13 protein-coding genes and 1 riboswitch are annotated in these 23,128 nt (G+C 73.7%); of the genes, 3 read left to right on the forward strand and 10 right to left on the reverse strand.

The genetic code is table 11. The features are described 5' to 3' along the window. Positions 1–49: 49 nt before the first annotated feature. The 6 genes from mmsA to AC6CH9_RS07240 form a co-directional block, all read right to left on the reverse strand. Positions 50–1,609 carry a multiple monosaccharide ABC transporter ATP-binding protein gene (mmsA, locus tag AC6CH9_RS07215; protein ID WP_498154304.1) on the reverse strand — a complete coding sequence of 520 codons (1,560 nt, stop codon included), beginning with the start codon at positions 1,607–1,609 and terminating at the stop codon, positions 50–52. A 326-nt stretch (positions 1,610–1,935) separates the two neighbouring features. Continuing rightward, on the reverse strand, positions 1,936–2,427 hold the full coding sequence (locus AC6CH9_RS07220; protein WP_498154305.1) for a GNAT family N-acetyltransferase: 492 nt from the start codon (positions 2,425–2,427) through the stop codon (positions 1,936–1,938). Between the two features lie 137 nt (positions 2,428–2,564). Beyond that, positions 2,565–8,756, reverse strand: coding sequence for a pullulanase-type alpha-1,6-glucosidase (gene pulA / locus AC6CH9_RS07225; RefSeq protein ID WP_498154306.1), 6,192 nt, complete (start codon positions 8,754–8,756; stop codon positions 2,565–2,567). A 279-nt stretch (positions 8,757–9,035) separates the two neighbouring features. After that, a complete protein-coding gene (locus tag AC6CH9_RS07230) occupies positions 9,036–12,683 on the reverse strand; it encodes an ATP-binding cassette domain-containing protein (RefSeq protein WP_498154307.1) in 3,648 nt (1,215 codons plus the stop codon). 147 nt (positions 12,684–12,830) lie between these two features. Next, positions 12,831–13,817: a malate dehydrogenase gene (locus AC6CH9_RS07235; protein WP_498154308.1), complete on the reverse strand. Its 987-nt coding sequence runs from the start codon at positions 13,815–13,817 to the stop codon at positions 12,831–12,833. A 113-nt stretch (positions 13,818–13,930) separates the two neighbouring features. After that, on the reverse strand, positions 13,931–15,148 hold the full coding sequence (locus AC6CH9_RS07240) for an NADP-dependent isocitrate dehydrogenase (protein ID WP_047234064.1): 1,218 nt from the start codon (positions 15,146–15,148) through the stop codon (positions 13,931–13,933). A gap of 373 nt (positions 15,149–15,521) precedes the next feature. Here AC6CH9_RS07240 and AC6CH9_RS07245 point away from each other — a divergent pair, with 373 nt between their 5' ends. Further along, a complete protein-coding gene (locus tag AC6CH9_RS07245) occupies positions 15,522–16,604 on the forward strand; it encodes an MIP/aquaporin family protein (protein ID WP_498154309.1) in 1,083 nt (360 codons plus the stop codon). A gap of 70 nt (positions 16,605–16,674) precedes the next feature. Here the strand turns inward: AC6CH9_RS07245 and AC6CH9_RS07250 are convergent, their stop codons facing one another. After that, positions 16,675–17,103 carry a DUF3017 domain-containing protein gene (locus AC6CH9_RS07250; RefSeq protein WP_498154310.1) on the reverse strand — a complete coding sequence of 143 codons (429 nt, stop codon included), beginning with the start codon at positions 17,101–17,103 and terminating at the stop codon, positions 16,675–16,677. A gap of 54 nt (positions 17,104–17,157) precedes the next feature. Between AC6CH9_RS07250 and AC6CH9_RS07255 the strand changes: the two genes are divergently transcribed. Next, entirely contained in the window at positions 17,158–18,516 is a 1,359-nt protein-coding gene (locus AC6CH9_RS07255; RefSeq protein ID WP_498154311.1) for an NAD(P)/FAD-dependent oxidoreductase, read from the forward strand. Positions 18,517–18,578: 62 nt separating this feature from the next. On the opposite strand, the gene purH is transcribed toward AC6CH9_RS07255, so the two are convergent. Both purH and AC6CH9_RS07265 read right to left on the reverse strand, forming a co-directional pair. Further along, a complete protein-coding gene (gene purH, locus AC6CH9_RS07260; protein ID WP_498154312.1) occupies positions 18,579–20,273 on the reverse strand; it encodes a bifunctional phosphoribosylaminoimidazolecarboxamide formyltransferase/IMP cyclohydrolase in 1,695 nt (564 codons plus the stop codon). A 62-nt stretch (positions 20,274–20,335) separates the two neighbouring features. Further along, a riboswitch (ZMP/ZTP riboswitch) is annotated at positions 20,336–20,424 on the reverse strand. A gap of 3 nt (positions 20,425–20,427) precedes the next feature. After that, positions 20,428–21,759 (reverse strand): MFS transporter, encoded by a 1,332-nt coding sequence (locus AC6CH9_RS07265; protein WP_498154313.1) that lies wholly within the window; start codon positions 21,757–21,759, stop codon positions 20,428–20,430. A gap of 102 nt (positions 21,760–21,861) precedes the next feature. On the opposite strand from AC6CH9_RS07265, the gene AC6CH9_RS07270 reads away from it, so the two are divergent. Further along, entirely contained in the window at positions 21,862–22,452 is a 591-nt protein-coding gene (locus tag AC6CH9_RS07270; RefSeq protein ID WP_498154314.1) for an ArsR/SmtB family transcription factor, read from the forward strand. On the opposite strand, the gene purN is transcribed toward AC6CH9_RS07270, so the two are convergent. Further along, positions 22,449–23,090 (reverse strand): phosphoribosylglycinamide formyltransferase, encoded by a 642-nt coding sequence (purN, locus tag AC6CH9_RS07275; RefSeq protein WP_313663483.1) that lies wholly within the window; start codon positions 23,088–23,090, stop codon positions 22,449–22,451. The genes AC6CH9_RS07270 and purN overlap by 4 nt on opposite strands. Positions 23,091–23,128 lie beyond the last annotated feature (38 nt).

Consider the following 23,128-nt stretch of genomic DNA (forward strand, 5'->3'; position numbering starts at 1 on the left):
CGGTGGTTCCTTCTCGGTCGAGATGCGGTGGCTGGGGTGGGGGACGCGCTCAGGCGGCGGCGTCGGAGGGTGCGTCGCCGGGCGTTCCGGTCATGAGGCGCATGAGCCCCTCCTGGGTCGCCTCCGACCCGGGGACCTCGCCCGTGATCCGCCCCTCGAAGACGGTGTAGATGCGGTCGCACAGACCGAGGAGCTCGGGCAGCTCGGACGAGATGACCACGACGCCGCGGCCCGCGTCCGCGAGCTTCTGGACGAGGCCGTAGATCTCGTACTTGGCGCCCACGTCGATGCCGCGTGTCGGCTCGTCAAGGATGAGAAGCTCCGGCTCGGTGTACATCCACTTGGCGAGCAGGACCTTCTGCTGGTTGCCGCCCGAGAGCTTCGCGACGCCCTCGTGCACGCTCGGGGCCTTGATCGAGAACGCCTTGCGGTAGGACTCCGCCGCGACGAACGCCGCGTCCTGGTCGATGACGCCCGCCTTCGCGATGCGCGGCAGGTTGGCCGCCTGGATCGTGCCGAGGATGGTGTCGAGCAGGTTCAGGCCGAGCGACTTGCGGTCCTCGGGGACGTACGCGATCCGGTTCTCGATCGCCGAGAGCACGGTCGGCATGGACACCTCGCGGCCGTCGATGCGCACGACGCCGGACTTGTAGCGTCCGTACGAGCGGCCGAAGATCGACCGCGCGAGCTCGGTGCGCCCTGCGCCCATGATCCCGGCGAAGCCGACGATCTCGCCGCGGCGGACGTGGAACGTCGAGCCCTTGCACACGTACCGGCCCGGCACCTCGGGGTGCTCCACGGTCCAGCCCTCGACCTCGAAGAACGTCTCGCCGATGGACGGCGTGTGGGCCGGGAACCGCGACTCGAGCGAGCGGCCGACCATGCCGCGGATGATGCGGTCCTCGTCGACGGCGTCGCCCTGGACGTCGAGCGTCTCGATCGAGCGGCCGTCGCGGATGATCGTGATCGAGTCGGCGATCTCCTCGATCTCGTTGAGCTTGTGGGAGATCATGATGCTCGTCAGGCCCTTGGACCGCAGGCCGCGCAGCAGGTCGAGCAGGTGCTCCGAGTCCTCCTCGTTGAGCGCGGACGTCGGCTCGTCGAGGATGAGCAGGCGGACGTCCTTGGCGAGCGCGCGGGCGATCTCGACGAGCTGCTGCTTGCCGACGCCGATGCTCTTGATCTGCGCGTCGGGTGATTCCTGAAGTCCGACACGCGCCATGAGCTCCTCGGCCCGACGGCGGGCCGCGTCCCAGTCGATGCCGAACGCACCCTTGACCTCGTTGCCGAGGAAGATGTTCTCGGTGATCGAGAGCTCGGGGATGAGGGCGAGCTCCTGGTGGATGATGACGATCCCCGCGTGCTCGCTCGACCGGATGTCCTTGAACTGGACCTCCGCGCCGTCGTAGTAGATGTCTCCCGAGTACGTCCCGTGCGGGTACACGCCCGAGAGCACCTTCATGAGCGTCGACTTGCCGGCGCCGTTCTCCCCGCAGATCGCGTGGATCTCTCCCGCACGCACCCGCAGGTTCACGTCGTCGAGGGCGCGCACGCCCGGGAACTCCTTGGTGATACCTCGCATCTCGAGGATCACGCGCTCGTCCGCCATCGGACCTCCTCCTGCCGAGGACAGCTCGCAGCGCACCGACGCGCCGCGGACCCGGACACCCTCAGCGCCGTCCGAGCGGGCCTGACGTTATGCCGGTCGCGTTCTTGGCGTCAACTCCTGAACGCAAGGATCGGCAGAACCGTGACCAAACAGCGACCTTGGTCCCATGACAGCGCAGACATTGGACCGGCGATGTGAGCGTCAACACGCGAGAACGCTCCCAATCGATCAGGATCTGAAGACGTGAGAGCGCTCCAAGGGTTTGCCGTAGGCACCCCGGTCGAGCATGGGGTCGCCGGCCCCCGGGGTGCCGGACGAACCCGGGACTAGCGGGGCGGGAGCGGGCGCTTGAAGCCCTCGTGCGACTGCTCGTAGCCGAGCGACCGGTAGAACCTGTGGGCGTCGGTCCTCTGCTTGTCGGACGTGAGCTGGGCGAGCGTGCAGCCTCGCACGACACCCCAGGCGTGCGCCCACGCCATCATGGCGCGGCCGACGCCCTGCCCACGGAGCCGGCGGTCCACGCGCACCGCCTCGACGAGGAGCCGCGACGCGCCGTTCCGGGAGATCCCCGGGATCACGGTGAGCTGCATCGTGCCGACGACCTCGCCGTCGAGCTCGACGACGACGAGCGCGTTGTTCGGGTCGGCGTCGACAGCGGCGAACGCCGCCTCGTGCGCGGGCCCGACCTCCCCCGTCCGGGACCGGGCGATGGCGTCGTCCGCGATGAGCGCGACGACCTGCGGCAGGTCGGCGGCGACCGCCGTGCGGAACGCGAGGCCCGCCGTCGGGCCGACGGCGGGCGAGGACGAGGTGGTCACGGCCAGCGACCGTAGCACCTCGCCTGCCGAGGCAGAACCAGGTCCTGCCGAGGTAGAGCCGGGGTCTGCCGAGGTAGAGCCCTGGTGAAGACCAGGGCTCTACCTCGGCGGACCAGGGTTCTACCTCGACGGTCGGGTCAGGAACAGGTGAGCTCCTCGTGGGCGACGGTGACGGTCGAGGTGACCTCCTCGCCGTCGACCACCGCGGTCGCGGTCACCGTGGCCTCGCCGGCCGCGAGCGCCTTCTGGCGCGTCGCGAACGACTGGTAGGCGTTCTTCCCGGCCGCGACCTTCGAGAACGCCTTCTCGCCGAACGGCGTGGAGAGCGTCAGGTCGACCGGGACGGCGCCGTCGTTCGTCGCGCGGACGGCGACGTAGGCCTTGCCCGCGAGGCAGCGGGGCTGGACCTCGACCGTGACGGGCAGCTCGCCGCCCGCCTGCGGCTCGACGAGCACCGCGACGGTGCGCGCCGGGACCGTGACGGTCCCGGAGGCCGCGTCCCACGTGGTGCCCTGCACGACGGCGTCGCTCCCCTCGGCCTGGACCGGCGAGAGCACGTACTCGCGGCCCGCGAGCGCGGACAGCGGGACGGTGACCTCGTCCGGCGAGGCGTTGAACACCGCGAGCAGGCCGTCGAGCGCGGGGTCGACGTCCGTGCCCACCGTGTCGTCCACCGACATCGCGACGACCCCCGGGACCTGGTCCGTCCCGGCGCCCGGGAAGGTGACCTTCTCCCGGATGAGGTCCGCGTCGCCGAGCCGGAAGAGCTCGGTCGAGTGCCGCAGCCGCAGGAGGTCCTGCGCCTGCGCCGACGCGATGGCGATGTCGTCGGGCGACGGCTTGAGCGCCGGGTCCGCGAGGAGCGGGGCCATGAGCGGCCACTTGTCCTCGTTGTCCGCCGCCATCGGCAGGCCCTTGCCGAACCCGTTGTCCTGACCGGTCCAGTCGATCGCGTTGAACCAGTCGCCCGAGTCGTAGCTGTTGCGGTCGAGCGACTTCGACCGCAACAGGTCCGTGCCCGCGTGCCAGAACGACGGCGTCTGGGAGAGCGCCGCGGTCGCGAGCGAGACCGTGTTCATGCGCACGCGCTCGTCCATCGGCGTGTCGGCCGGGAGCTTGAGCGTGAGCAGGTCGAACAGCGTCTCGTTGTCGTGCGCGTCGACGTAGGTCACGACCTCCTCGGGCGAGTCGGCGTACCCCGCCGGCGCACCGCGATAGTCGATCTCGTCGCCGCGCTTCTCCTCGCCCGTCGACGTGACGAGCGTGTAATCGCGCAGGTTGCCCGCGAGGCCGAGTCGCACGAGGTCCGTCTGGTGACCGAGGTCGGCGAGCTCGTCCGCGGAGCCGTCGTTGACGGTGCCCGGCTCCCCCGCCCGGGCGGGCTGCCCGTTCGGGTCGGTGGCCAGGCCGGTGCCGAAGCCCTGCGTGAACGTGGACGCGCCGTCGACGGGCGAGCCGCCGTGCACGGCGTCGCGCAGCCGGTCCGAGAAGGTCCCGATGCCCGTGCCGCCGAGCTGGCCCTGCGTGGCCTGCTCGAACAGCGCGTTGCCCGCGACCTCGCCGAAGTCCCAGCCTTCGCCGTACAGGTAGACGGACTTCCCGTCGACGCCGTCCTCGGCGAGCGTGAGCTCGTCGAGCGCGGCCCGGACGTCGAGCATGTTCTGCTTCGAGTGGTGACCCATGAGGTCGAACCGGAACCCGTCGACGCGGTAGTCCTTCGCCCACGTCACGACCGAGTCGACCATGAGCTTGCCCGCCATCGCGTGCTCGGTCGCGACGTTCTGGCAGCACGTGCTCGTCTCGACGGAGCCCGTGGTCGGGTTCTGCCGGTGGTAGTAGCCCGGCACGACCTTGTCGAGGACCGACTTCGCGTCCTGCCCGCTCGCCGCGGTGTGGTTGAACACCTGGTCGAGCACGACCTGGAGCCCGGCGCCGTGGAGCGACCCGACCATGGTGCGGAACTCGGCCACGCGCGCGCCACCGTCCGCGTCGAGGGCGTACGACCCCTCCGGGGTGCTGAAGTGCCACGGGTCGTAGCCCCAGTTGAAGCCGTCCTGCGCCTGCACCGCTGCGACCGCGGCCTGCTGCTCGGTCGAGTCGGGAGCGAACCCCGAGAGGTCCGCCGTCGTCTTCTGAGCGGCACGGTCCTCCGGGATCGACGCGATGTCGAACGTCGGGAGCAGGTGCACCGTGGTGAGGCCCGCGTCCGCGAGCTCGCGCAGGTGCGTCATCCCGGCCGAGTCCTCCTCGGCGAAGGCGAGGTAGGTGCCGCGCCGCTCCGCCGGGACCGTCTCGTCGGAGATCGAGAAGTCGCGCACGTGGAGCTCGTAGATCGTCTGGTCCACCGCCCGCTCGACGACCGGCGCCGGAGTGCCCTCCCAGACGCTCGGGCGGAACGCGGGGTCGTCGAGGTCGACGGCCACCGAGTGCGTGGAGTCGAGCGTGAGTCCCACCGAGTAGGGGTCGGTGACGACGTTCGTCTCGACCTTTCCGGTGCTCGGGACGTAGACGCGCACCTCGTAGAGGTAGCGCGCGCCCTTCCACCCGACGTCCGCGCCGCCGAGCTTCTTGTCGGCCGCCTTGCCGTCGAGCGTCCACGTGCCGTCGGACTGGCGCGCGGCCTCGAACCGGCGCGGGTCGTCGTCGAGCGACGCCCCCGCCGGCCAGGCGAGCACCGAGACGGCCTTCGCCGTCGGCGCCCACAGCGCGAACGACGCCCACTTGCCGTTGGCGTGCCACGAGACGCCGAGCTCGCGCTCGGCCGCGTCCTGCGCGAACAGGTCGTCGACGACGCCCGGCACCTGCACGCCGGTCGCGGCCGTGAGGACGCCGTCGTCGGCCCGGGTCACGAGGAGCTGGCCGGTGAGCGCGGCCTCGGCCGCGGCACGGTCGAGCGGCTCGCCGTCGTCGAGCACGCGCAGCGCGGTGTGCCCGGCGAGCGCCGGGAGCTCCGCGGCGACGTCGTCGGGCAGGCCCGTCGGGTCCACCTCGAGCGTGTACGACGCCGTGCCCTCCGGAGCCTGCACCTCACCCTCCGCGCTGCCCGGGGCGACGGAGATCCCGCCGTCCGGCGCAGCCCACAGGGTCCACTCGTCGCCCGTGCCGAGGTCGCCCGGCCAGGCGACCAGGTCCTCGCGGACCCAGTGCGCGGCCTGCTGGCCGGTGCCGGGGAGCGGCGGGTTCGCCACCTCGATGGTCAGGACGTGCGTCGCGAGGTCGTAGGAGAACGTGACGTTCTCGCCGTCGCCCACGGAGAACTGGTAGTTCGCCCCGTCGGGCGCGCCGCCCACGCCGTAGTTCTCGGCCCAGCTCAGGCCGTGCGCGACCTTGCCCTCGTACGCGCCGGCCGCGAGGCGGTCGGTCGACCAGGTGTAGGTGCCGTCGCCGTCGGGGTCCTTGAGCCAGGACGCGAGGCAGTCGGGCGCCCACGAGGCGGGGCAGCCGACCTGGTCCTGGAACGAGCCCGGCAGGGTGACGATCGGGCCCTGCGCGGTGCTCGAGAAGTCCTTGCTCACCGGGTCCCAGTAGAACGTCACGGGCCCGCCGGAGGTTGTGTACGTCGCGTTGCCGCCGTCCTGTACACCACCGACGCCGTAGTTCACGGTCCACGACCCGTTGATCGCGACCTTGTACTCGTACGTCCCGGCCGGGACGTCGAACGTCCCCGCGTAGACGCCGTCCGCGCGCTTCGTGAGCTTCGCGGCCTCACAGCCCGGGGCCCAGTCGCCCGCGCAGCCCATGGCCGCGTTGTGGCTCCCGGGCACGGTCACGAGGTCGATCTCGGGCTCGGGCTCCTCGCCCACGACCCCGCTCACGTCGACCCCGACGCTCGCGAACGTGGACGCGGCGGCACGGTCGCCGTCGGCGTCGGTCGTCACGGCGCGGTACTCGACGAGCGTGCCCTCGGCCAGGCCCGCGACGTCGTGGAAGACGCGCGGCGCCGTGTCCTCGGCGGTACCGAGCGGGTGCCACTCGGTGCTCCCGACCTCGCGCCATGCGAAGGACGTCTCCGCCCACGCGTCCGCGTCGACCGTGGCCGTCACGGGCGCGACGCCCGTGACCGCTCCCCCGGCGCGCGGCGCCGCGAGGGCGATCTCGCCCGACGAGTCCGCGCCGACCTGGCGGTCGGCCCGCAGCACGACGGTGCCCGTCGCGGGGACGGTCAACGTGACGACGCCGTCGGCGTCGGCGGTGACGGGCGCGGCCGGCTCGCCGTAGAGCACCTCGTACGAGGCGCCGGGCGTGAGGGTCGTGAACGTCGCCGTCCGGTCCTCCGTCGCGTTGTTCAGCGCGACGAGGTGCTCGACCTTCTCCGTGCGGTCGACGCGGCTGAAGGCGTACACGCCTGCGCCGTTCTCGACGTAGCGCTCCACCTGGGCGCCGTCGGCCAGCGCCGGGTGCGCCTCGCGCAGCGCGGCGAGCTCGGCGATGTGCGCGTAGAGCGGAGCGTCGGTGCCGAAGCGGTCGACGCTGCCCGCCTGCTCCCCCGTCACGAGCGGCTGGTCGGCGTACTCGTCGACCTGGGTCGCGAACAGGGTCTGGCGCGCGTCCTTGTCGCCGCCCTTCCCGGCGAAGCCCTGCTCGTCGCCGTAGTACACGACCGGCTGCCCGCGGGTCAGGTACATGAGGTCGTGCGCGAGCTCGTCGCGCGCGAGCGGGTCGTCGGTGCTCGCGAGCATGTACCCGACGCGGCCCATGTCGTGGTTGCCGAGGAACGTCGGCAGCGCCTGCGCGTTCGTCGTGGGCGTCGTGTACATGTCGTCGCTCGCGAAAAGCGACGCGAGGCCCTTGGCGCTGTTGCCGCTCGCGAAGCTCGTCGCGGCGGACTGGAACGTGAAGTCGAGCGTCGAGCTCATGTCGGTCTTGCGCACGTAGGGCGAGAGCTTCGCCGCGTCGGCGTCGTACACCTCGCCGAACATGAAGAAGTCGTCCTTGCCCTGCGCGTGCGCGTAGTCGAGGACCTCGGTGGTCCACGTCTCCCAGAACTCGAAGTTCACGTGCTTGACGGTGTCGATGCGGAAGCCGTCGATGCCGAGGTCGATCCAGTCCTGGTAGACGTCGACGAACCCGTCGACGACCGTCGGGTGCTCCGTCATGAGGTCGTCGAGGCCGTCGAAGTCCCCGTACGTCACGGACTCCCCGGTCCACGTCGAGTTGCCGCGGTTGTGGTAGAGCGTCGGGTCGTTGAGCCAGGCGGGAACCTTGAGGTTCTCCTTGCCCGCGGGGACGACCGGCGTGTAGGGGAACGACGTCGCGGCGTCCAGCGCCGGGAAGTCGCCGGTGCCCGCGTGGTCCGCCGGGTCGAACACGGTGCCCTCGGCGTCGCGGTACGGCGACGTGGCCTGGTCGACGTACGAGTACTGCTTCTCCTCGTAGTCGATCACGTCGGCCGTGTGGTTCGTGATGATGTCGAAGTAGACCTTGATCCCGCGGTCGTGCGCCTCGTCGATGAGCGCCTCGAGCTCGGCGTTGGTGCCGAGGTGCGGGTCGATCTGCGTGAAGTCCGTGATCCAGTATCCGTGGTAGCCCGCCGAGGCGTCGGCGCCCGTGCCCTGGACCGGCCGGTTCTTGAACGACGGCGTGAGCCAGATCGCCGTCGTGCCGAGGCCCTCGACGTAGTCGAGGTTCTGCCGCAGGCCCGCGATGTCGCCGCCCTGGTAGAAGCCCTTGTCCGTCGGGTCGAACCCGGAGACGAGCGGGTCGTCGCCGAGCCCCGCCGTGTCGTTCGACGGGTCGCCGTTCGCGAACCGGTCGGTCATGACGAAGTAGAAGCGCTCGTCCGACCCGGGCTGACGCACGGGGGGCACCACGAGGTCGGCGTCCTGCGCCGCGTCGTACCCGCCGGCGAGCCCGAGCGGCGTGAGGGCGATGCGGTGCGTCGACTCGTCGAACGTGACGCGGACCGTCGCGTCGCCGCCGAGCACGAGGGGCGCGTTCTCCTGGCCGCCGTCGCGCCCGTACGCCTCGTCCCAGGCGTCGTCGAACGCCACCTTGTACTGGTACGTCCCGGCGGGCACGTCGAAGTCGGCGGACCACACGCCCGCGGCGTCGGTGGGTGCGAGCTCGGTCGCGTCGCACGCGGGGTCCCAGTCGGCCGCGCAACCGAGCTCGGACTGGAGGTCGCCCACGAGGGCGACCGTGCGCTCGTCCGCCCCCGCCGCGGGGGCAGCGAGCGCGGCGAGCGTGACGCCCGCCAGGCCGGAGGTGGCGAGCGCGACGGCGGTGACCGACGCCGTCGTGCGGGACCCGCGCGAGCGACGGGCCGACGGGTCGGATGGGTGGGGCGACGGTGTGCGCGGAACGCGGCGACGTCGCGGCGTGGAGGTCATGAGGACTCCCTCGTCCGGTGGCTGGTGCGGGACCGCAGGCGTGAGCAGGCAGGTGCCGGCAAGGACGCGGACGACGGGACCAGCAGCGGGCGACGTCGACCGCGGCTTTCTCAGCGTACGGCTGAGCCGAACTGTACTGGTTGCAGAAAGTTGCAGCAAGGTTCGGCAAGCAACCCGCCGACACACCGCTCCCCACCCACCCGGGACACGACGAACCCGGGACCGTCCCGGTCAGGAAGACCTGACGAGGACGGCCCCGGGTCCGGGAGGGCGCGGCGCTCAGCCCGCCAGGTGACCCCAGCGCGAGGCGAGCTCGGCCCACGGCCCGACGGCGGCGACCCGGCCCTCGTCGAGCACGACGACGCGGTCCGCCCGCGCGAGCGCGGCCCGCTTGGAGGTCGAGCCGACGACGGTGGTCCCCCGTTCGCGCAGCGACTCCCACAGCTCGATCTCCGTCGCCGCGTCGAGCGCGCTGGAGACGTCGTCGGCCAGCAGGAGCTCGGCGTCGGTCGCGAGCGCCCGCGCCAGGGCGAGCCGCTGGACCTGGCCGCCCGAGAGGCGCACGCCGCGGTGCCCGACGAGCGCCTCGTGCCCGCCGGCCTCGACGACGTCCCGCTCGAGGCGCGCGGCCGCGACGGGCCCGTGGACGTCGCGCTCGTGGCCGAGCCGCACGTTGTCGGCGAACGTCCCGGAGAGCACGCGCGGCACCTGCGCGACGTGCGCGACCTGGCCCGGCCGCAGGAACGTCTGGGCGTCGACGACGTCCGCGCCGTTCCAGCGGATGCGGCCCGTGTGCTCCATGAGGCCCGCGAGCGCCGAGAGCAGGCTCGACTTGCCCGCGCCGACCTGCCCGAGCAGCAGGACGAGCTCGCCGCGCGCGACGGACAGGTCGACGTCCTGGACGCCGATCGTGCCGTCGTCGTGCAGCGCGGTCACGCCGTCCAGGTCGATCCGCTCGAGCGGCCGTCGGGGCCCCGGGTCGGGCGTGGGGGCGGCGCCCGTGAGCAGGTCGACGCCGGGGGGCAGGTCCATGAGGTCCGTCCCGGCGGCGAACCGGCTCGTCGCGCGCTGCCACGAGCGGGTGCCGGGCGCCTCGGTCACGACGGCGCCCGCGACGACGCCGAACCAGCCGAAGCCGGTGACGGCGTTCGCGACGAGGAGCGCCGTCGCGAGGTCCCACGTCCCGGTGAGCAGCCCGGCCCAGGCCGCGACGACGCCGAGCTGGATCATGACGAGCGGGACGCCGTCGAGCGCGGCCTGCACGCGGTGCTCGAACACGGCGGCGCGCACGCGCCCGTCGTCCACCTCGCGCAGGTGCGCGTGCACCTGGGGCGTGCGGGCGGCGAGCTTCACCGTCCGCGCGGAGTCGAGCGCCGAGACGAGCGCGCGTCCGAACCGGGCGCGCGCGGCCGACGATCGCGTCGCCGACCGGCCCGCGATCGGCCGTCCGAGAGCCGACGCCGCCGCGGACACGACCATGACCGCGAGGAGCACGGCGCCGGCGAGCCACGACCGGCTGAGCAGCGCGGTGACGCCCGCGATGACGAGGCCGTTGACGAAGTCGACCCAGCGGTCGGCGTACCGGACGAACCGGTCGGCGTCCATGGCACGGGCGACGACCTCGCCGGGCGGCGTGGCCGTGAGCCGGTGCTGGCGGGTCTGGCCAGCCATGACCGCCATGCGTACGCGCAGCAGCACCTCGACCCACCAGCGCGGGTAGACGTACAGCGCCCACGCGAGGCAGAGCGGCGCGACCACGAGGAGCACGGCGAGCAGCACGAGCTGCCGCGCCGGGAAGCCGGAGTCGAGGTCCTGGACCGCCTGGCCCCAGAGGAAGCCGGTGACGGCGCCCTGGGCCGACACCAGGCTGGTGACGAGGAACAGGACCGCGCCGACCACGCCCCACGCCGGACGGACGAACAGGGCGTGCGCGACGCCGCGCGCGAGGCTCGGCCCGTCGCCCGGGTCGTCGAGGACCGGCGGCTCGCCGCGCCGTCGGCGGCCACCGACCGCGTCCGAGGCCGGGGCGGCCGCGGACGCCCTGGTCCCGTCCTCGTCGTGCCCCTCCGTCGCGCGGACCGACGGGCCGGGCACGAGGGCGGGCGCCGTCTCGCCGGGAGCGAGGTCGTCGACGTCGTCGGCGCGCGGGCCGCCGTCCTGCGCGACGCTCGCCGCGAGCAGGTCGCGGTAGGGACCGGGCGCCTGGGCGAGCGCGGCGCGCTCGCCCTGCTGCACGACGCGGCCGTGGTCGAGGACCGCCAGCAGCCCGGCGCGCTCGATCGTGGTGAGCCGGTGCGCGACGAGCACGCCCGTGCGCCCCGCGAGCAGGCGCTCCGACGCGGCGACGACGCGCGCCTCCGTGAGCGGGTCCATGCGCGCCGTCGCCTCGTCGAGCACGACGACCTGGACGTCGCGCACCAGCAGGCGGGCGAACGCGACGAGCTGCTCCTCCCCTGCCGAGAGCGACGTCCCGCCGGGCCCGAGCAGCGTGTCCAGGCCGTCGGGCAGGCCCGCGACCCAGTCGTCGAGCCGTAGCTCACGCACGGCCGCCTCGACGTCGGACCGCGGCACGTCCGCGAACAGCGCGACGTTCTCCGCGAGCGTGCCCGCGAGGATCTCGGTGCGCTGCGTGACGACGCCGACCGCCGCGCGCAGCGCCTGGAGGTCGAGGTCGCGCACGTCGACGCCGCCGACGAGGACGGCGCCGCGCGGCGGCTCGACGGCGCGCGACAGCAGCGACGCCAGGGTCGACTTGCCCGAGCCGGTGCGCCCGACGAGCGCGACCGTCTCCCCCGCGGGCACGTGCAGGTCTACCCCGTCGAGCGCGAACGTTCCCTCGGCGTAGGAGAAGTGCAGGTCGCGCACCTCGATCCCGACCGGCCCGGCGGGCAGCGTGCGCCCGCCCGTCGGCTCGGGCTCGACGGCGAGCATCTGCCGGATGCGCGTGAGCGCGCCCAGGCCCTCCTGGATGTCCGGGAGGTGGTGGACCAGGTTGTCCACCTGCCCGACGAAGAGCGCGGTGACGAGGAACAGGGTGACGAGCCGGTCGACGCCCAGGTCGCCGTCCGCGGCGAGCGCGGCGCCCGCCACGGCCACGCCCGCGAGCAGCGAGGCGAGCACGAGACCGGCGCGGCGGAGCATGCGCGCCTCGACGACGAGCACGGCCTCGAACTTCCGGTGCACCCGGGCGGAGCGCTCGGCGAGGCGGCGGATCGCGAACGACTGCCCGAGGCTCGTGCGCAGGTCGTCCCGCGCCGCGACGGACTCCTCGAACGCCGCGGCGTGGTCCGTCCACGCCATCTCCTCGATGACCTTGCGACGCGCGATCTCGCCCAGCATCGGGCGCACGATGAACCACGCGACGGCCCCGAGGACCGGGAACAGGATCCAGGCCGGCCACCAGGTCAGGCCCGCGACGACCCACATCGGCAGCACGCCCACGACCGTGCGGCCCGCGCCCCACAGCTGGCGGCGCACGAGCGTGCCGACGGCGTGCGTGTCGTCGTCGACGCGGTCGAGCACCTCGCCGACCGCCTGCTCCGTGAGCGTGGCGAGCGGCTGGTGCAGGGCCGCCGTGAGCAGGTCGCCGCGCAGTCGGCCCTCGGCCCGGTCCACGACCCCTGCCCACACGACCTGTCCGGCGGTGTCGAGCAGCGCCGCGCCGACGACGCACACCGCGAGGAGCTGGAGGGTCGCCGTCGTCGGGTCGTCGGCGAGCCAGCCCGCGATGACGGTCCCGAGCGCGGCACCGACCGCACCGAGCGTGAGCGCGAGGAGCGCGACGACGGCCAGCGGCCCGCGCAGCCGTCGCCAGTCCAGGCGGCGCGCCGGGTCGACGGGCGCGCGTGAGGCACCGGCCGGCGTGGTGGTCTCGGGGGCGGTCGGGGGGTTCGTGGGCTGCTCGGTCGGCAGGGAGGCGTCGATCATGGCCCCACGACCCTACGGCGGCCCGCCCCCGCCGACGCAAGGATTTTCGTTCCCCGCAGCCCCTGCCCGGCCCGGTCGGGCGCGGGAGTCGCCCCGGGACGCAGCGCGGCCCGGGTCCCTCGGGGACCCGGGCCGCGGCGGTGAGGATCAGACCAGGCCGAGCTCCTCGACGGCCTGACGCTCCTCCTGGAGCTCCGCGACCGACGCGTCGACGCGCCCGCGCGAGAAGTCCGAGAGCTCCAGGCCCTGGACGATCTCCCAGGACCCGCCGCGCGAGACCACCGGGAACGACGAGATGAGGCCGGTCGGGACGCCGTACGACCCGTCCGACACGACGCCCGCGCTCGTCCAGTCGCCCTCGGGCGTGCCGAGGACCCAGTCGTGCACGTGGTCGATGGCTGCGTTCGCCGCCGACGCCGCGGACGACGCGCCGCGCGCGTCGATGATCGCCGCGCCGCGCTTGGCGACCGTCGGGATGAACGTGCCCTCCAGCCACTCGCGGTCCTCGGCGAGCCGCGCGCCCGGCGTGCCCGCGACGTCCGCGTGGAAGAGGTCGGGGTACTGCGTCGCCGAGTGGTTGCCCCAGATGGTCACCTTGCGCACCTCGGACACCGGGACGCCCGCACGCTTCGCGACCTGCGTGAGCGCGCGGTTGTGGTCGAGCCGCGTCATCGCGGTGAACCGGTCCTTCGGCACGTCCGGAGCGTTCGACGCGGCGATGAGCGCGTTCGTGTTCGCCGGGTTGCCGACTACCAGGACGCGGACGTCGTCCGCCGCACCCGCGTTGATCGCCTGGCCCTGCGGCTTGAAGATCCCGCCGTTGGCCTCCAGCAGGTCGCCGCGCTCCATGCCCGGCCCGCGCGGGCGTGCGCCCACGAGCAGCGCGACGTTCGTCCCCTCGAACGCGGCGGTCGGGTCGTCGAAGATGTCGATGCCCGCGAGCAGCGGGAAGGCGCAGTCGTCGAGCTCCATCGCGGTGCCCTCCGCGGCCTTGACGCCCTGCGGGATCTCCAGGAGGCGCAGGCGCACGGGGGTGTCGGTGCCGAGCATCTGGCCCGACGCGATACGGAAGAGCAGTGCGTAGCCGATCTGACCGGCCGCGCCGGTCACCGTCACGTTCACGGGGGAAGTCATGCGCTCACTCTCCCACAACGCGAACCGCTCGGAAGCCCGACGGCGACCGGAAGACGACGACGGCGACGCCCCTGCGAAGCGGGGCGCCGCCGTCGGGCGTGCGGGTGGGGCGATCAGCCCAGGCGCGCCTTGAGGTTCTCGTCGAGCGCGGCGAGGAAGTCCTCGGTCGTCAGCCACTCCTGGTCCGGGCCGACGAGGAGCGCGAGGTCCTTCGTCATCTGGCCGGCCTCGACGGTCTTGATGACGACGTCCTCGAGCGTCTGCGCGAACTCGGTGACCTCGGGCGTGCCGTCCAGCTTGCCGCGGTGCATGAGGCCACGCGTCCAGGCGAAGATCGACGCGATCGGGTTGGTCGACGTCGGCTTGCCCTGCTGGTGCTGGCGGTAGTGGCGCGTCACCGTGCCGTGCGCGGCCTCGGCCTCGACGGTCTGGCCGTCCGGGGTCATGAGGACCGACGTCATGAGGCCGAGCGAGCCGAAGCCCTGCGCGACGGTGTCGGACTGGACGTCGCCGTCGTAGTTCTTGCAGGCCCAGACGTACCCGCCCTCCCACTTCATGGCCGAGGCGACCATGTCGTCGATGAGGCGGTGCTCGTAGGTGAGGCCCTTCGCGGCGAACGCCTCGGCGAACTCGGCGTCGAACACCTCCTGGAAGATGTCCTTGAAGGCGCCGTCGTAGGCCTTGAGGATCGTGTTCTTCGTCGAGAGGTACACGGGGTACTCGCGCTGGAGGCCGTATGCGAACGAGGCGCGCGCGAAGTCGCGGATCGACTCGTTGAAGTTGTACATGCCCATCGCGACGCCGCCCTCCTCGGGCATGGTCACGACCTCGAACTTCTGCGGCTCGGAGCCGTCGGCCGGCTCGAACGTCATCGTGATCTTGCCGGGGCCCGGGACCTTGAAGTTCGTCGACTTGTACTGGTCGCCGTGGGCGTGACGGCCGATGATGATCGGCTTGTTCCAGCCGGGCACGAGGCGCGGGATGTTCGAGATGATGATCGGCTCGCGGAAGACGACGCCGCCGAGGATGTTGCGGATCGTGCCGTTGGGCGAGACCCACATCTTCTTGAGGCCGAACTCCTCGACGCGCGCCTCGTCGGGCGTGATCGTCGCGCACTTGACGCCCACGTTGTACTGCTTGATCGCGTTCGCCGCGTCGACGGTGACCTGGTCGTCCGTCGCGTCGCGGTTCTGGATCGACAGGTCGTAGTACTTGAGGTCCACGTCGAGGTACGGGTGGATGAGGCGGTCCTTGATGAACTGCCAGATGATGCGCGTCATCTCGTCGCCGTCGAGCTCGACGACCGGGTTGACGACCTTGATCTTGCCCATGCGCAGATCGCTCCAACTGTCGGGGACTGGTGCCCCCGGGAGCCGGACGGCGACCGTGCGGCCCGTCGGGCCCGGTCCGTCGCACACAGGGGCGTTGCTGACCGCGGTCCAGGGTACTCGACTTCTCGACGTCAAGATACTTTCGCGGGTCCCGGCGAACCGACCGCATCGTGAGACGGGACGTCCGTTCTCAGGTGGAGCACCGCAGATTTCCACGCATCTCCCGGGTGGTGGTGGCAAGATGCCCCCAGATGCCGGAATGGCCGGGCACTCGGTCAGGCATCGTGCCGTCGTCCCGACCGCCTCCCGGTGCCGCACCGTGGCGGCCGGGCCGGGACTGCCCGAAGTACCCACCGAACCAGACAGGATGATCATGTCCCAGGACACCACCGCTCCCGGCGCACCGGAGGGCTTCGTCGACGACCCGCGCCTCGCGCCGACGGAGACCGTCGCCGTCGTCCAGCCGAGCCTCCTCGCGCGCCTCGGCGCCGAGGTCTTCGGCACGTTCTTCCTCGTCCTCGCGATCGTGGGCGTGGCGCTCTACACGTTCGTCAGCCAGCAGAACGCCCTGGCCGTCGGCCTCGCCGGCGGCATCGCGGTGATCGCAGGCGCCGCGGCCGTGGGCAACGTGTCCGGCGGCCACTTCAACCCCGCCGTGACGCTCGGCGCCGCGATCGGTGGCCGGACCGCCTGGCGCGACGTCCTCCCCTACTGGGTCGCCCAGCTCGTGGGCGCGATCCTCGCCGGGCTCGTCCTGCTCGCGACCGTGCCCTCGACGCTCCCGCAGCTCCTCGGCCAGGACGGTCGGGGCGGCGTGTTCGTCGCGACCGCCAACGGGTACGGCAGCTTCTCCTCGCTCGCGACGGCGTCGCAGGGCGGCACCGAGTTCGGCCTCGTGCAGGCGCTGCTCATCGAGACCATCGCCACCGCCGTGTTCGTGGGCGTGATCCTCGGCGTCACCGACAAGCGCGCGAGCGTCCAGTACGCGCCCGTCGTCATCGGCCTCACGCTGACCGCGCTCATCCTCGTCGCCGCGCCGATCACCAACGCGTCGCTCAACCCGGCCCGCTCGATGGCGTCGGCGGTCTTCGCGGGCGACGGCGACCTGTGGAAGCAGCAGTGGGTCTTCTGGGTCGCGCCGCTCCTCGGCGCCGCGATCGCCGGCCTCTTCTACCGCGCCTTCGCGTTCGCCCCGAAGCAGGACGACCTGCTCGGCGAGGACCGCGTCGTCCCGCTGACCGACGCCGACGACGAGGCCGCCGCCGCGTACGGCGCGACGGCCGGCGCCGCGGGTGCCGCGGGTGCGGGTGCCGTCGCCGCCGTGGTCGAGGAGGAGGTCGTCGTCACGAACGAGAACGGCGACGTCGTCGCGGTCGAGGAGGTCGTCGAGGTCGTCGAGGCGGACGAGCCCGAGGCGAGCGAGGCTCCCGGCACGGACGAGGCCCCCAAGGCCTGACGTCCTCGATGCCCGACGGGCCCGGACCGCGACCGCGGTCCGGGCCCGTCGTCGTCTGCCGTCAGCAGAGTCAGATCTCGCCCTGGTCGAGGGTCAGCGCGAGGAACGCCATGACCACGGCGGGCGCGAGGAAGAAGAACACGTCCAGGCCGCGCGAGCGCACGGTGATCCCGACGGGGCCGGGGCCAGGGATGGCCGCGCGGCACACCCCGGCCACCGCGAGCAGCCCGGCGAGCGTGAAGCAGCCGGCGCGGGCACCGACGAGCACCGCGACGAGCGTCGATACCGCGACCCCCGCGAGCACGAGCCACATCGCGGGCTGGCGAGACGGGGCCAGGCTCGCGGGAGGCTCCGGGACCGGCGGCCGGGCCTCGCCGTCGGGCCGGGCACCCGCCGGGGGCTCTCCGTCGCCCGGCGCGTCCTCGACGTGGTGCCACGCCGGAACGAGCGTCGGCGGCGGCCGGTGGCGCGTCCCCCCGTCCGCGGTGACGTCTGTCACGCTGCTGCACCTTCCACGCCCGGAAGCCTACCGTCGTGGCCTAGCGTGACGTGCATGTCGTCCGCCGAGCCGCCGGTCCTCCCATCACCGTCTGCGCACCGTGGGGACCGCCATGCCACGGCCCCAGCGCCGCCCTCGTCGGTCGTCGTCGTGGGCGCCGGCCTCGCCGGCGCCCAGACGGTCGGCGCGCTCCGCCGTCGGGGGTACGCCGGGCGGGTGACGCTCCTCGGCGCCGAGGGTGTACCTCCCTACGACCGCCCCCCGCTGTCGAAGGAGCTCCTGAGCCGCCCCAGCCCGGCGTGGCTCGCCGAGGACCTCGGCGTGGACGTCGAGACCCTCGCCGACGAGGTCCGCCTCGCCGACCCGGCGGCACGGCTCGAGCGCCGCTCCGCGACCGAGGGCGGCCCGTGGGAGGTCACGACCACGTCCGGCGAGCGCCGCGTCGCCGACGCCGTCGTGCTCGCGGTCGGTTCCACTCCCGTGCGGCCCGTCGGCTGGGAGCGCGCCCGCGTCCTGCACACCGCGCGGGACGCCGAGGACCTGCGCGGCGCGCTGAGGCCGGGGCTCCGCCTCGTGATCGTCGGCGCAGGCTGGATCGGTGCCGAGCTGGCCGGGGTCGCGACCGGCGGGGGCGCGCGCGTCACGGTCCTCGAGGCGGCGCCGACCCCGCTCCGGCGCCAGCTCGGACCGGGCGTCGGCGCGCGCCTCGCGCCCTGGTACGCCGCCGTCGGCTCGGAGCTCGTGACCGGCGCCGCGGTCGCGGAGGTCCGTCCCGACGGCGTCCGGCTCGCCGACGGGCGCGAGGTGCCGGCCGACCTCGTGCTGGTGGCCGTGGGCGCCCGGCCCGCGACGGACTGGCTCGACGGCGCGGTCCCGCGCGACGTGCGCGGCAGCGTCCCCGTCGACGCGACCGGCGCCGTGCGCGGGCTGGACGGCCTCTGGGCCGTCGGCGACTGCGCGACCCGCGAGCACCCCGTGCTCGGCGCCGTCCCCGGCGGCCACTGGTCGGCCGCGCTCCACGACCCCGACGCGACGGTCGCCGCGATGCTCGGCGACGACGACGCGGGCCCGGGGCACGCGCCGTACGTGTTCTCCCAGCAGCTCGGCCACGACCTCGCCCTGTTCGGCGTGCCCGACGAGGCAGACGACGTGCTCTTCCGCGGCGACCCGTCAGGTGGGTCCACCGGCCACGAGGGCTGGGCCGCGTTCTACCTCGCCCCGGGCTCGCGCGTCGGCGCGACGGCGGACGACGGCCCCGACGGTCGGCTCACCGAGGTTCGGGCGGTCCTCCTGGTCGACTCGCCGCGCGACGTCGGCCCGGTCCGCAAGGCGATGAACCGCACCGGACGCCTGCGCGTCCACCTCGACGTCGCGCTCGACCCGACCCAACGCCTGCGCGACGCACTCGCCTGACACCCGGCACGCGACGGCCCCGCCGGTCCTCGGACCGGCCGGGCCGTCGAGCGAGGGTCGTGTCAGTGCGCGAAGTGGCGCGTCCCCGTGAAGTACATCGTCACGCCCGCCGCCTGCGCCGCCTCGACGACCTCGGCGTCGCGGATCGACCCGCCCGGGGCGACGACGGCGCGCACACCCGCGTCGAGCAGGATCTGGAGGCCGTCGGCGAAGGGGAAGAACGCGTCCGACGCCGCGACGGCGCCGCGCGCACGCTCCTCGCCGTCGGCGAGGGTGTTGGCGCGCTCGACCGCGAGGCGGCACGAGTCGACGCGGTTGACCTGGCCCATCCCGACCCCGACGGCCGCGCCGCCGTGCGCGAGGAGGATCGCGTTCGACTTCGCGGCGCGGATCGCGCGCCACGCGAACGCGAGGTCGGCGATCGTCGCGTCGTCCGCGGCCTCGCCGGTGACGAGGTTCCAGTGCTGCGGGTCGTCCCCGCCGGTGACGTTCCCGTCGGCGTCGGTCACGACGGCGTCGACCCGGTCGGTGCTCTGCACGAGCAGCCCGCCGCTCACGGGGCGGGTCTCGACGGTCGTCGTCGGCGGGGTGTCGACGACGAGGAGCCGGATGTTCTTCTTCGCCTGGAGGACCTCCAGCGCGTCGGGCTCGAAGCCGGGCGCGACGACGACCTCGGTGAACACGGGCGCGATCTGCTCTGCGGCGGCCTTGGTGACGACGCGGTTCGCCGCGATGACGCCACCGTAGGCCGAGACGGGGTCGGTCGCGTGGGCGCGGGCGTGCGCCTCGGCGATGTCGGTGCCGACGGCGATGCCGCAGGGGTTGGCGTGCTTGATGATCGCGACGGCGGGTGCGTCGTGGTCGTGCGCGGCGCGCCAGGCGGCGTCGGCGTCGACGTAGTTGTTGTAGCTCATCGCCTTGCCGTGGAGCTGCGTGGCCTGGGCGAGGCCGCTCGCGCCGTGGCCGTTGGTGTAGAGCGCGGCACGCTGGTGCGGGTTCTCGCCGTAGCGCAGCACGTCGGCGCGGTCCCACGTGGCGCCGATCCAGGCGGGGAAGCCCGTGCTCACGGTCTCGCCGTCGGCGCCGTCCTCGACCGGGACGGCGTCCGTCGGCGCGACCACGTTGCCCATCCACGACGCGACGGCGACGTCGTACGTCGCGGTGTGCACGAACGCGGCGGCCGCGAGCGCCTTGCGCTGCGCGTAGGTGAAGCCGCCCGCCTGCACGGCCGCGACGACGTCGTCGTACCGGGCCGGGTCGACGACGACGGCGACGCTCGGGTGGTTCTTCGCGGCCGCGCGGACCATCGAGGGCCCGCCGATGTCGATCTGCTCGACGACCTCGTCCGGCCCGGCACCCGACGCGACGGTGGCGGCGAACGGGTAGAGGTTGACGACGACGAGCTCGAACGGCGCGATGCCGAGCTCGTCGAGCTGCGCGAGGTGGTCGGCCTTGCGCGAGTCCGCGAGGATGCCGGCGTGCACGCGCGGGTGCAGCGTCTTGACCCGGCCCTCGAGGCACTCCGGGAACCCGGTGAGGTCCTCGACCTTCGTCACGGGCACGCCCGCGCCGGCGATCGTCGAGGCGGTGGAGCCCGTGGAGACGAGCTCGACGCCCGCCGCGTGGAGAGCCGTGGCGAGCTCGACGAGGCCGGTCTTGTCATAGACGCTCAGGAGCGCGCGCCGCACGGGGCGCTGGGAGTCGTCGGCGAGCTGGACGTCGGGGGCGGCGGGCACGTGCGGGGCCGGGTGGGACATGACGAGGGGCTCCTCTGGGTCGCGGTCGCGGTCCGGCGGTGCACCGGTACCGAGTGGCTGAACCCAGGCGCCCAGGCGGTCGACGCACCAGCAGGTTGATCCGGCCGCTCCCCGGTGGTCGTTCCCACCCTCGCCAGTCGCGGCCGGGACGAGTCTACCGGCCTGGCCCGGCCGGCACCGGCTCGCCCGGCACGACGCCCGACGCGGCGAGGGCGGTCGCGTCGTCGGCCCAGGTGTCGGGGGTGCCGACCCGCCAGAGCGACCTGACCGTGCTGAGGACCGCGACGGTGACGACGAGGAGCCCCGCGAGCACCACGAGCGCCGTCCCGAGCCCGAAGCGTTCGAGGAGCCCGCTCCCGACGAGCGGCACGAGGGGACCGGCGGCGAGGCCGGTGAGCCCCAGGACGGACGAGAGCCTCCCCTGGAGCTGCGGCGGCGTGATCGCGGCCGCGTACCCGGACAGGCAGGCGTTCGCCGCGGGGACCAGCAGGAGGGCCGGCGGGAGCAGGAGGACGTACCCGACGTACGTGTTCAGCGCCGCCATCGCGACGGCGCCCGCCGCCAGCGTGCCGAGCGAGCCGACCACGAGGACGCCGGCCCGGAACCGCGCGACGAGCCGCGGCGCGAGGACCGCGCCGACGAGCACACCCAGACCGACCGCGAGGTCGACGAGGCCGATGAGGAGCGGCGCCGTGCCCGTGCGCACGAGCTCGAGGTTGATGCCGACCATGAGGCCGCCGAACGCGACGTTGATGACGACGAACAGGCCGAGGAGAGCGCGGAACAGCGGCACGGACCACACGAACCGGAGCCCTTCGCGCAGGGCCTCCGCGGGGCGGGTCGCGCGCGCCGCGGCGACGTCGCCGTTGAGCGGCTCGCGTACGAACCCCGTGCAGACCGCGGTCGCCAGGTGCCCGACCGCCGCCGCGGCGAGCGGGACGGCGTGCGCGACGGCGTAGAGCACGCCGCCGAGGGGCCCGGCCAGGAGGCTCGCGACGGCGTCCCGGCCCTGCACGGCCGCGAGCGCCGTCGGCAGCTGCGGCACGGGTACGACCGACCGGAACGCCCCGCTGGTGGCCGGGTCGACGAGCGCCCCGACGACCGAGGCCCCGAAGAGCACGGCCGCGAGGTGCCAGGCGGTGAGCGTCCCGAGCCCCGCGGCGAGCGCGACGGTCGCCCAGAGAACGGCACCGACGCCTGCGGACGCGACGACGAGCCGGCGCCGGTCGACCCGGTCCGCGACGACCCCGGCCGGCAGCGTCGCGAGGAGCGCGCCGAGCTGGCCGACGGCGGCGACGACGCCCGCCTGCACGACCGAGCCGGTGATCCCGTAGGCGACGAGCGGCACGGCGAAGAGCGCGACGCCCGCACCGAGCGACTCCGCCGTCATCCCCGTCATGAGGAGCATGTACGACCGGTTGCGCAGGAGCGACGGCGGGACGGTGGGTGGGTGCTCCTCGACCGAGGCGGCAGGCGGGTTCGTCATGGGACGAACCTAGGTGCGCAACTGTCATTGCGCAATAGTCGTTGCACACCTTCTCGTGCGGCCCTCCGCGAGCACCGCCTCGGGCGTTGCTAGCCTCGGCCTGTGCTCGAGACCTTCCGCGTCCAGGACCCCGCAGCGCTGCGGGCCATCGCGCACCCGCTGCGGCAGCGCATCCTCATGGAGCTCGCCGTCCGCGGGCACGCGCGCGCCGCGGACCTCGCCCAGGCGACCGGAGAGCCCGCGAACTCGGTGAGCTTCCACCTCCGCGTGCTCGCCAAGGCCGGGATGATCGTCGAGGCCCCCGAGCACGCGCGCGACCGCCGCGACCGGGTGTGGAAGAACGTGGCGCAGAGCTACGCCGTCGAGCCAGGGACGCCCGACGCGGTGCGCCACGTGGTGCGTCCGGCCCTGGCCTGGGCCGAGGAGACGTTCCGGCGCGGGAGCGAGACCGGGGCGCGCGAGGACCGGATCCTCGCGCTCAGCACGCTCGTGCTCACCGCCGAGCAGGCGGCGACGATGTCCCGCGAGCTCGCGGAGCTGCTCGAGCGCTGGACCGCGCGCTCGCTCGAGGAGGGGCGGGCGACGCCCCAGGAGCGCCGTGAGACCTACCAGGCCCTCGCCGTCCTCGCGCCGCGCGACCTCCCGCCCGCCGACGAGGCCACCGGCGAGGGCACGGAGGAGCCCGGCGCCTAGCCGAGCAGGGCTCGGCGGCCCTCGACGCGCAGCCCCTCGCGCGCGACGCGGCCGACCGTCTCGACGAGCAGCGCGCGCTCCGCGACCTTGATGCGCTCGTGGAGGGACGACTCGTCGTCGCCGTCCTCGACCGGGACGGCGACCTGGGCGATGATCGGCCCGGTGTCGACGCCGTCGTCGACCACGTGGACGGTGCACCCGCTCACCCGCACCCCGTACGCGAGCGCGTCCCGCACGCCGTGCGCCCCGGGGAAGGACGGCAGGAGCGCCGGGTGCGTGTTGATCGTGCGGCCCGCGAAGCGCCCGACGAACGCCGGCCCGAGGATGCGCATGAAGCCGGCGAGCACCACGAGGTCCGGCCGGAAGACGTCGACCGCCTGCGCGACCGCCTCGTTCCACGCGGCCCGGTCGTCGAAGTCCCCCGGGGCCACGACGACGGCGGCGATCCCGGCCTCGCGGGCGAGGTCGAGGCCGCCCGCGTCGGCCTTGTCCGACACGACGCCCACGACGCGCGCGCCGTAGGCGGCGTCGTCGTGCGCGGCGAGGATCGCAGCGAGGTTGCTGCCGGCGCCCGAGACGAGGACGACGACGCGGGCGGCGGAGGTGGACTCGACGGGGTGGCCGGACGGCGTCTGCACGGTGCTCCTGCGGGTGTCGGGGTGGCTCAGGGTGGCTC

It is taken from the genome of Cellulosimicrobium sp. GQ32 (genome assembly GCF_059758455.1).

Bases quoted from the DNA above. Each gene is read 5' to 3' on its own strand.
- mmsA (WP_498154304.1), bottom strand. From the start codon at position 1,609: ATGGCGGACGAGCGCGTGATCCTCGAGATGCGAGGTATCACCAAGGAG.
- pulA (WP_498154306.1), bottom strand. From the start codon at position 8,756: ATGACCTCCACGCCGCGACGTCGCCGCGTTCCGCGCACACCGTCGCCC.
- AC6CH9_RS07230 (WP_498154307.1), bottom strand. From the start codon at position 12,683: ATGATCGACGCCTCCCTGCCGACCGAGCAGCCCACGAACCCCCCGACC.
- AC6CH9_RS07235 (WP_498154308.1), bottom strand. From the start codon at position 13,817: ATGACTTCCCCCGTGAACGTGACGGTGACCGGCGCGGCCGGTCAGATC.
- AC6CH9_RS07240 (WP_047234064.1), bottom strand. From the start codon at position 15,148: ATGGGCAAGATCAAGGTCGTCAACCCGGTCGTCGAGCTCGACGGCGAC.
- AC6CH9_RS07245 (WP_498154309.1), top strand. From the start codon at position 15,522: ATGTCCCAGGACACCACCGCTCCCGGCGCACCGGAGGGCTTCGTCGAC.
- AC6CH9_RS07255 (WP_498154311.1), top strand. From the start codon at position 17,158: ATGTCGTCCGCCGAGCCGCCGGTCCTCCCATCACCGTCTGCGCACCGT.
- purH (WP_498154312.1), bottom strand. From the start codon at position 20,273: ATGTCCCACCCGGCCCCGCACGTGCCCGCCGCCCCCGACGTCCAGCTC.
- AC6CH9_RS07265 (WP_498154313.1), bottom strand. From the start codon at position 21,759: ATGACGAACCCGCCTGCCGCCTCGGTCGAGGAGCACCCACCCACCGTC.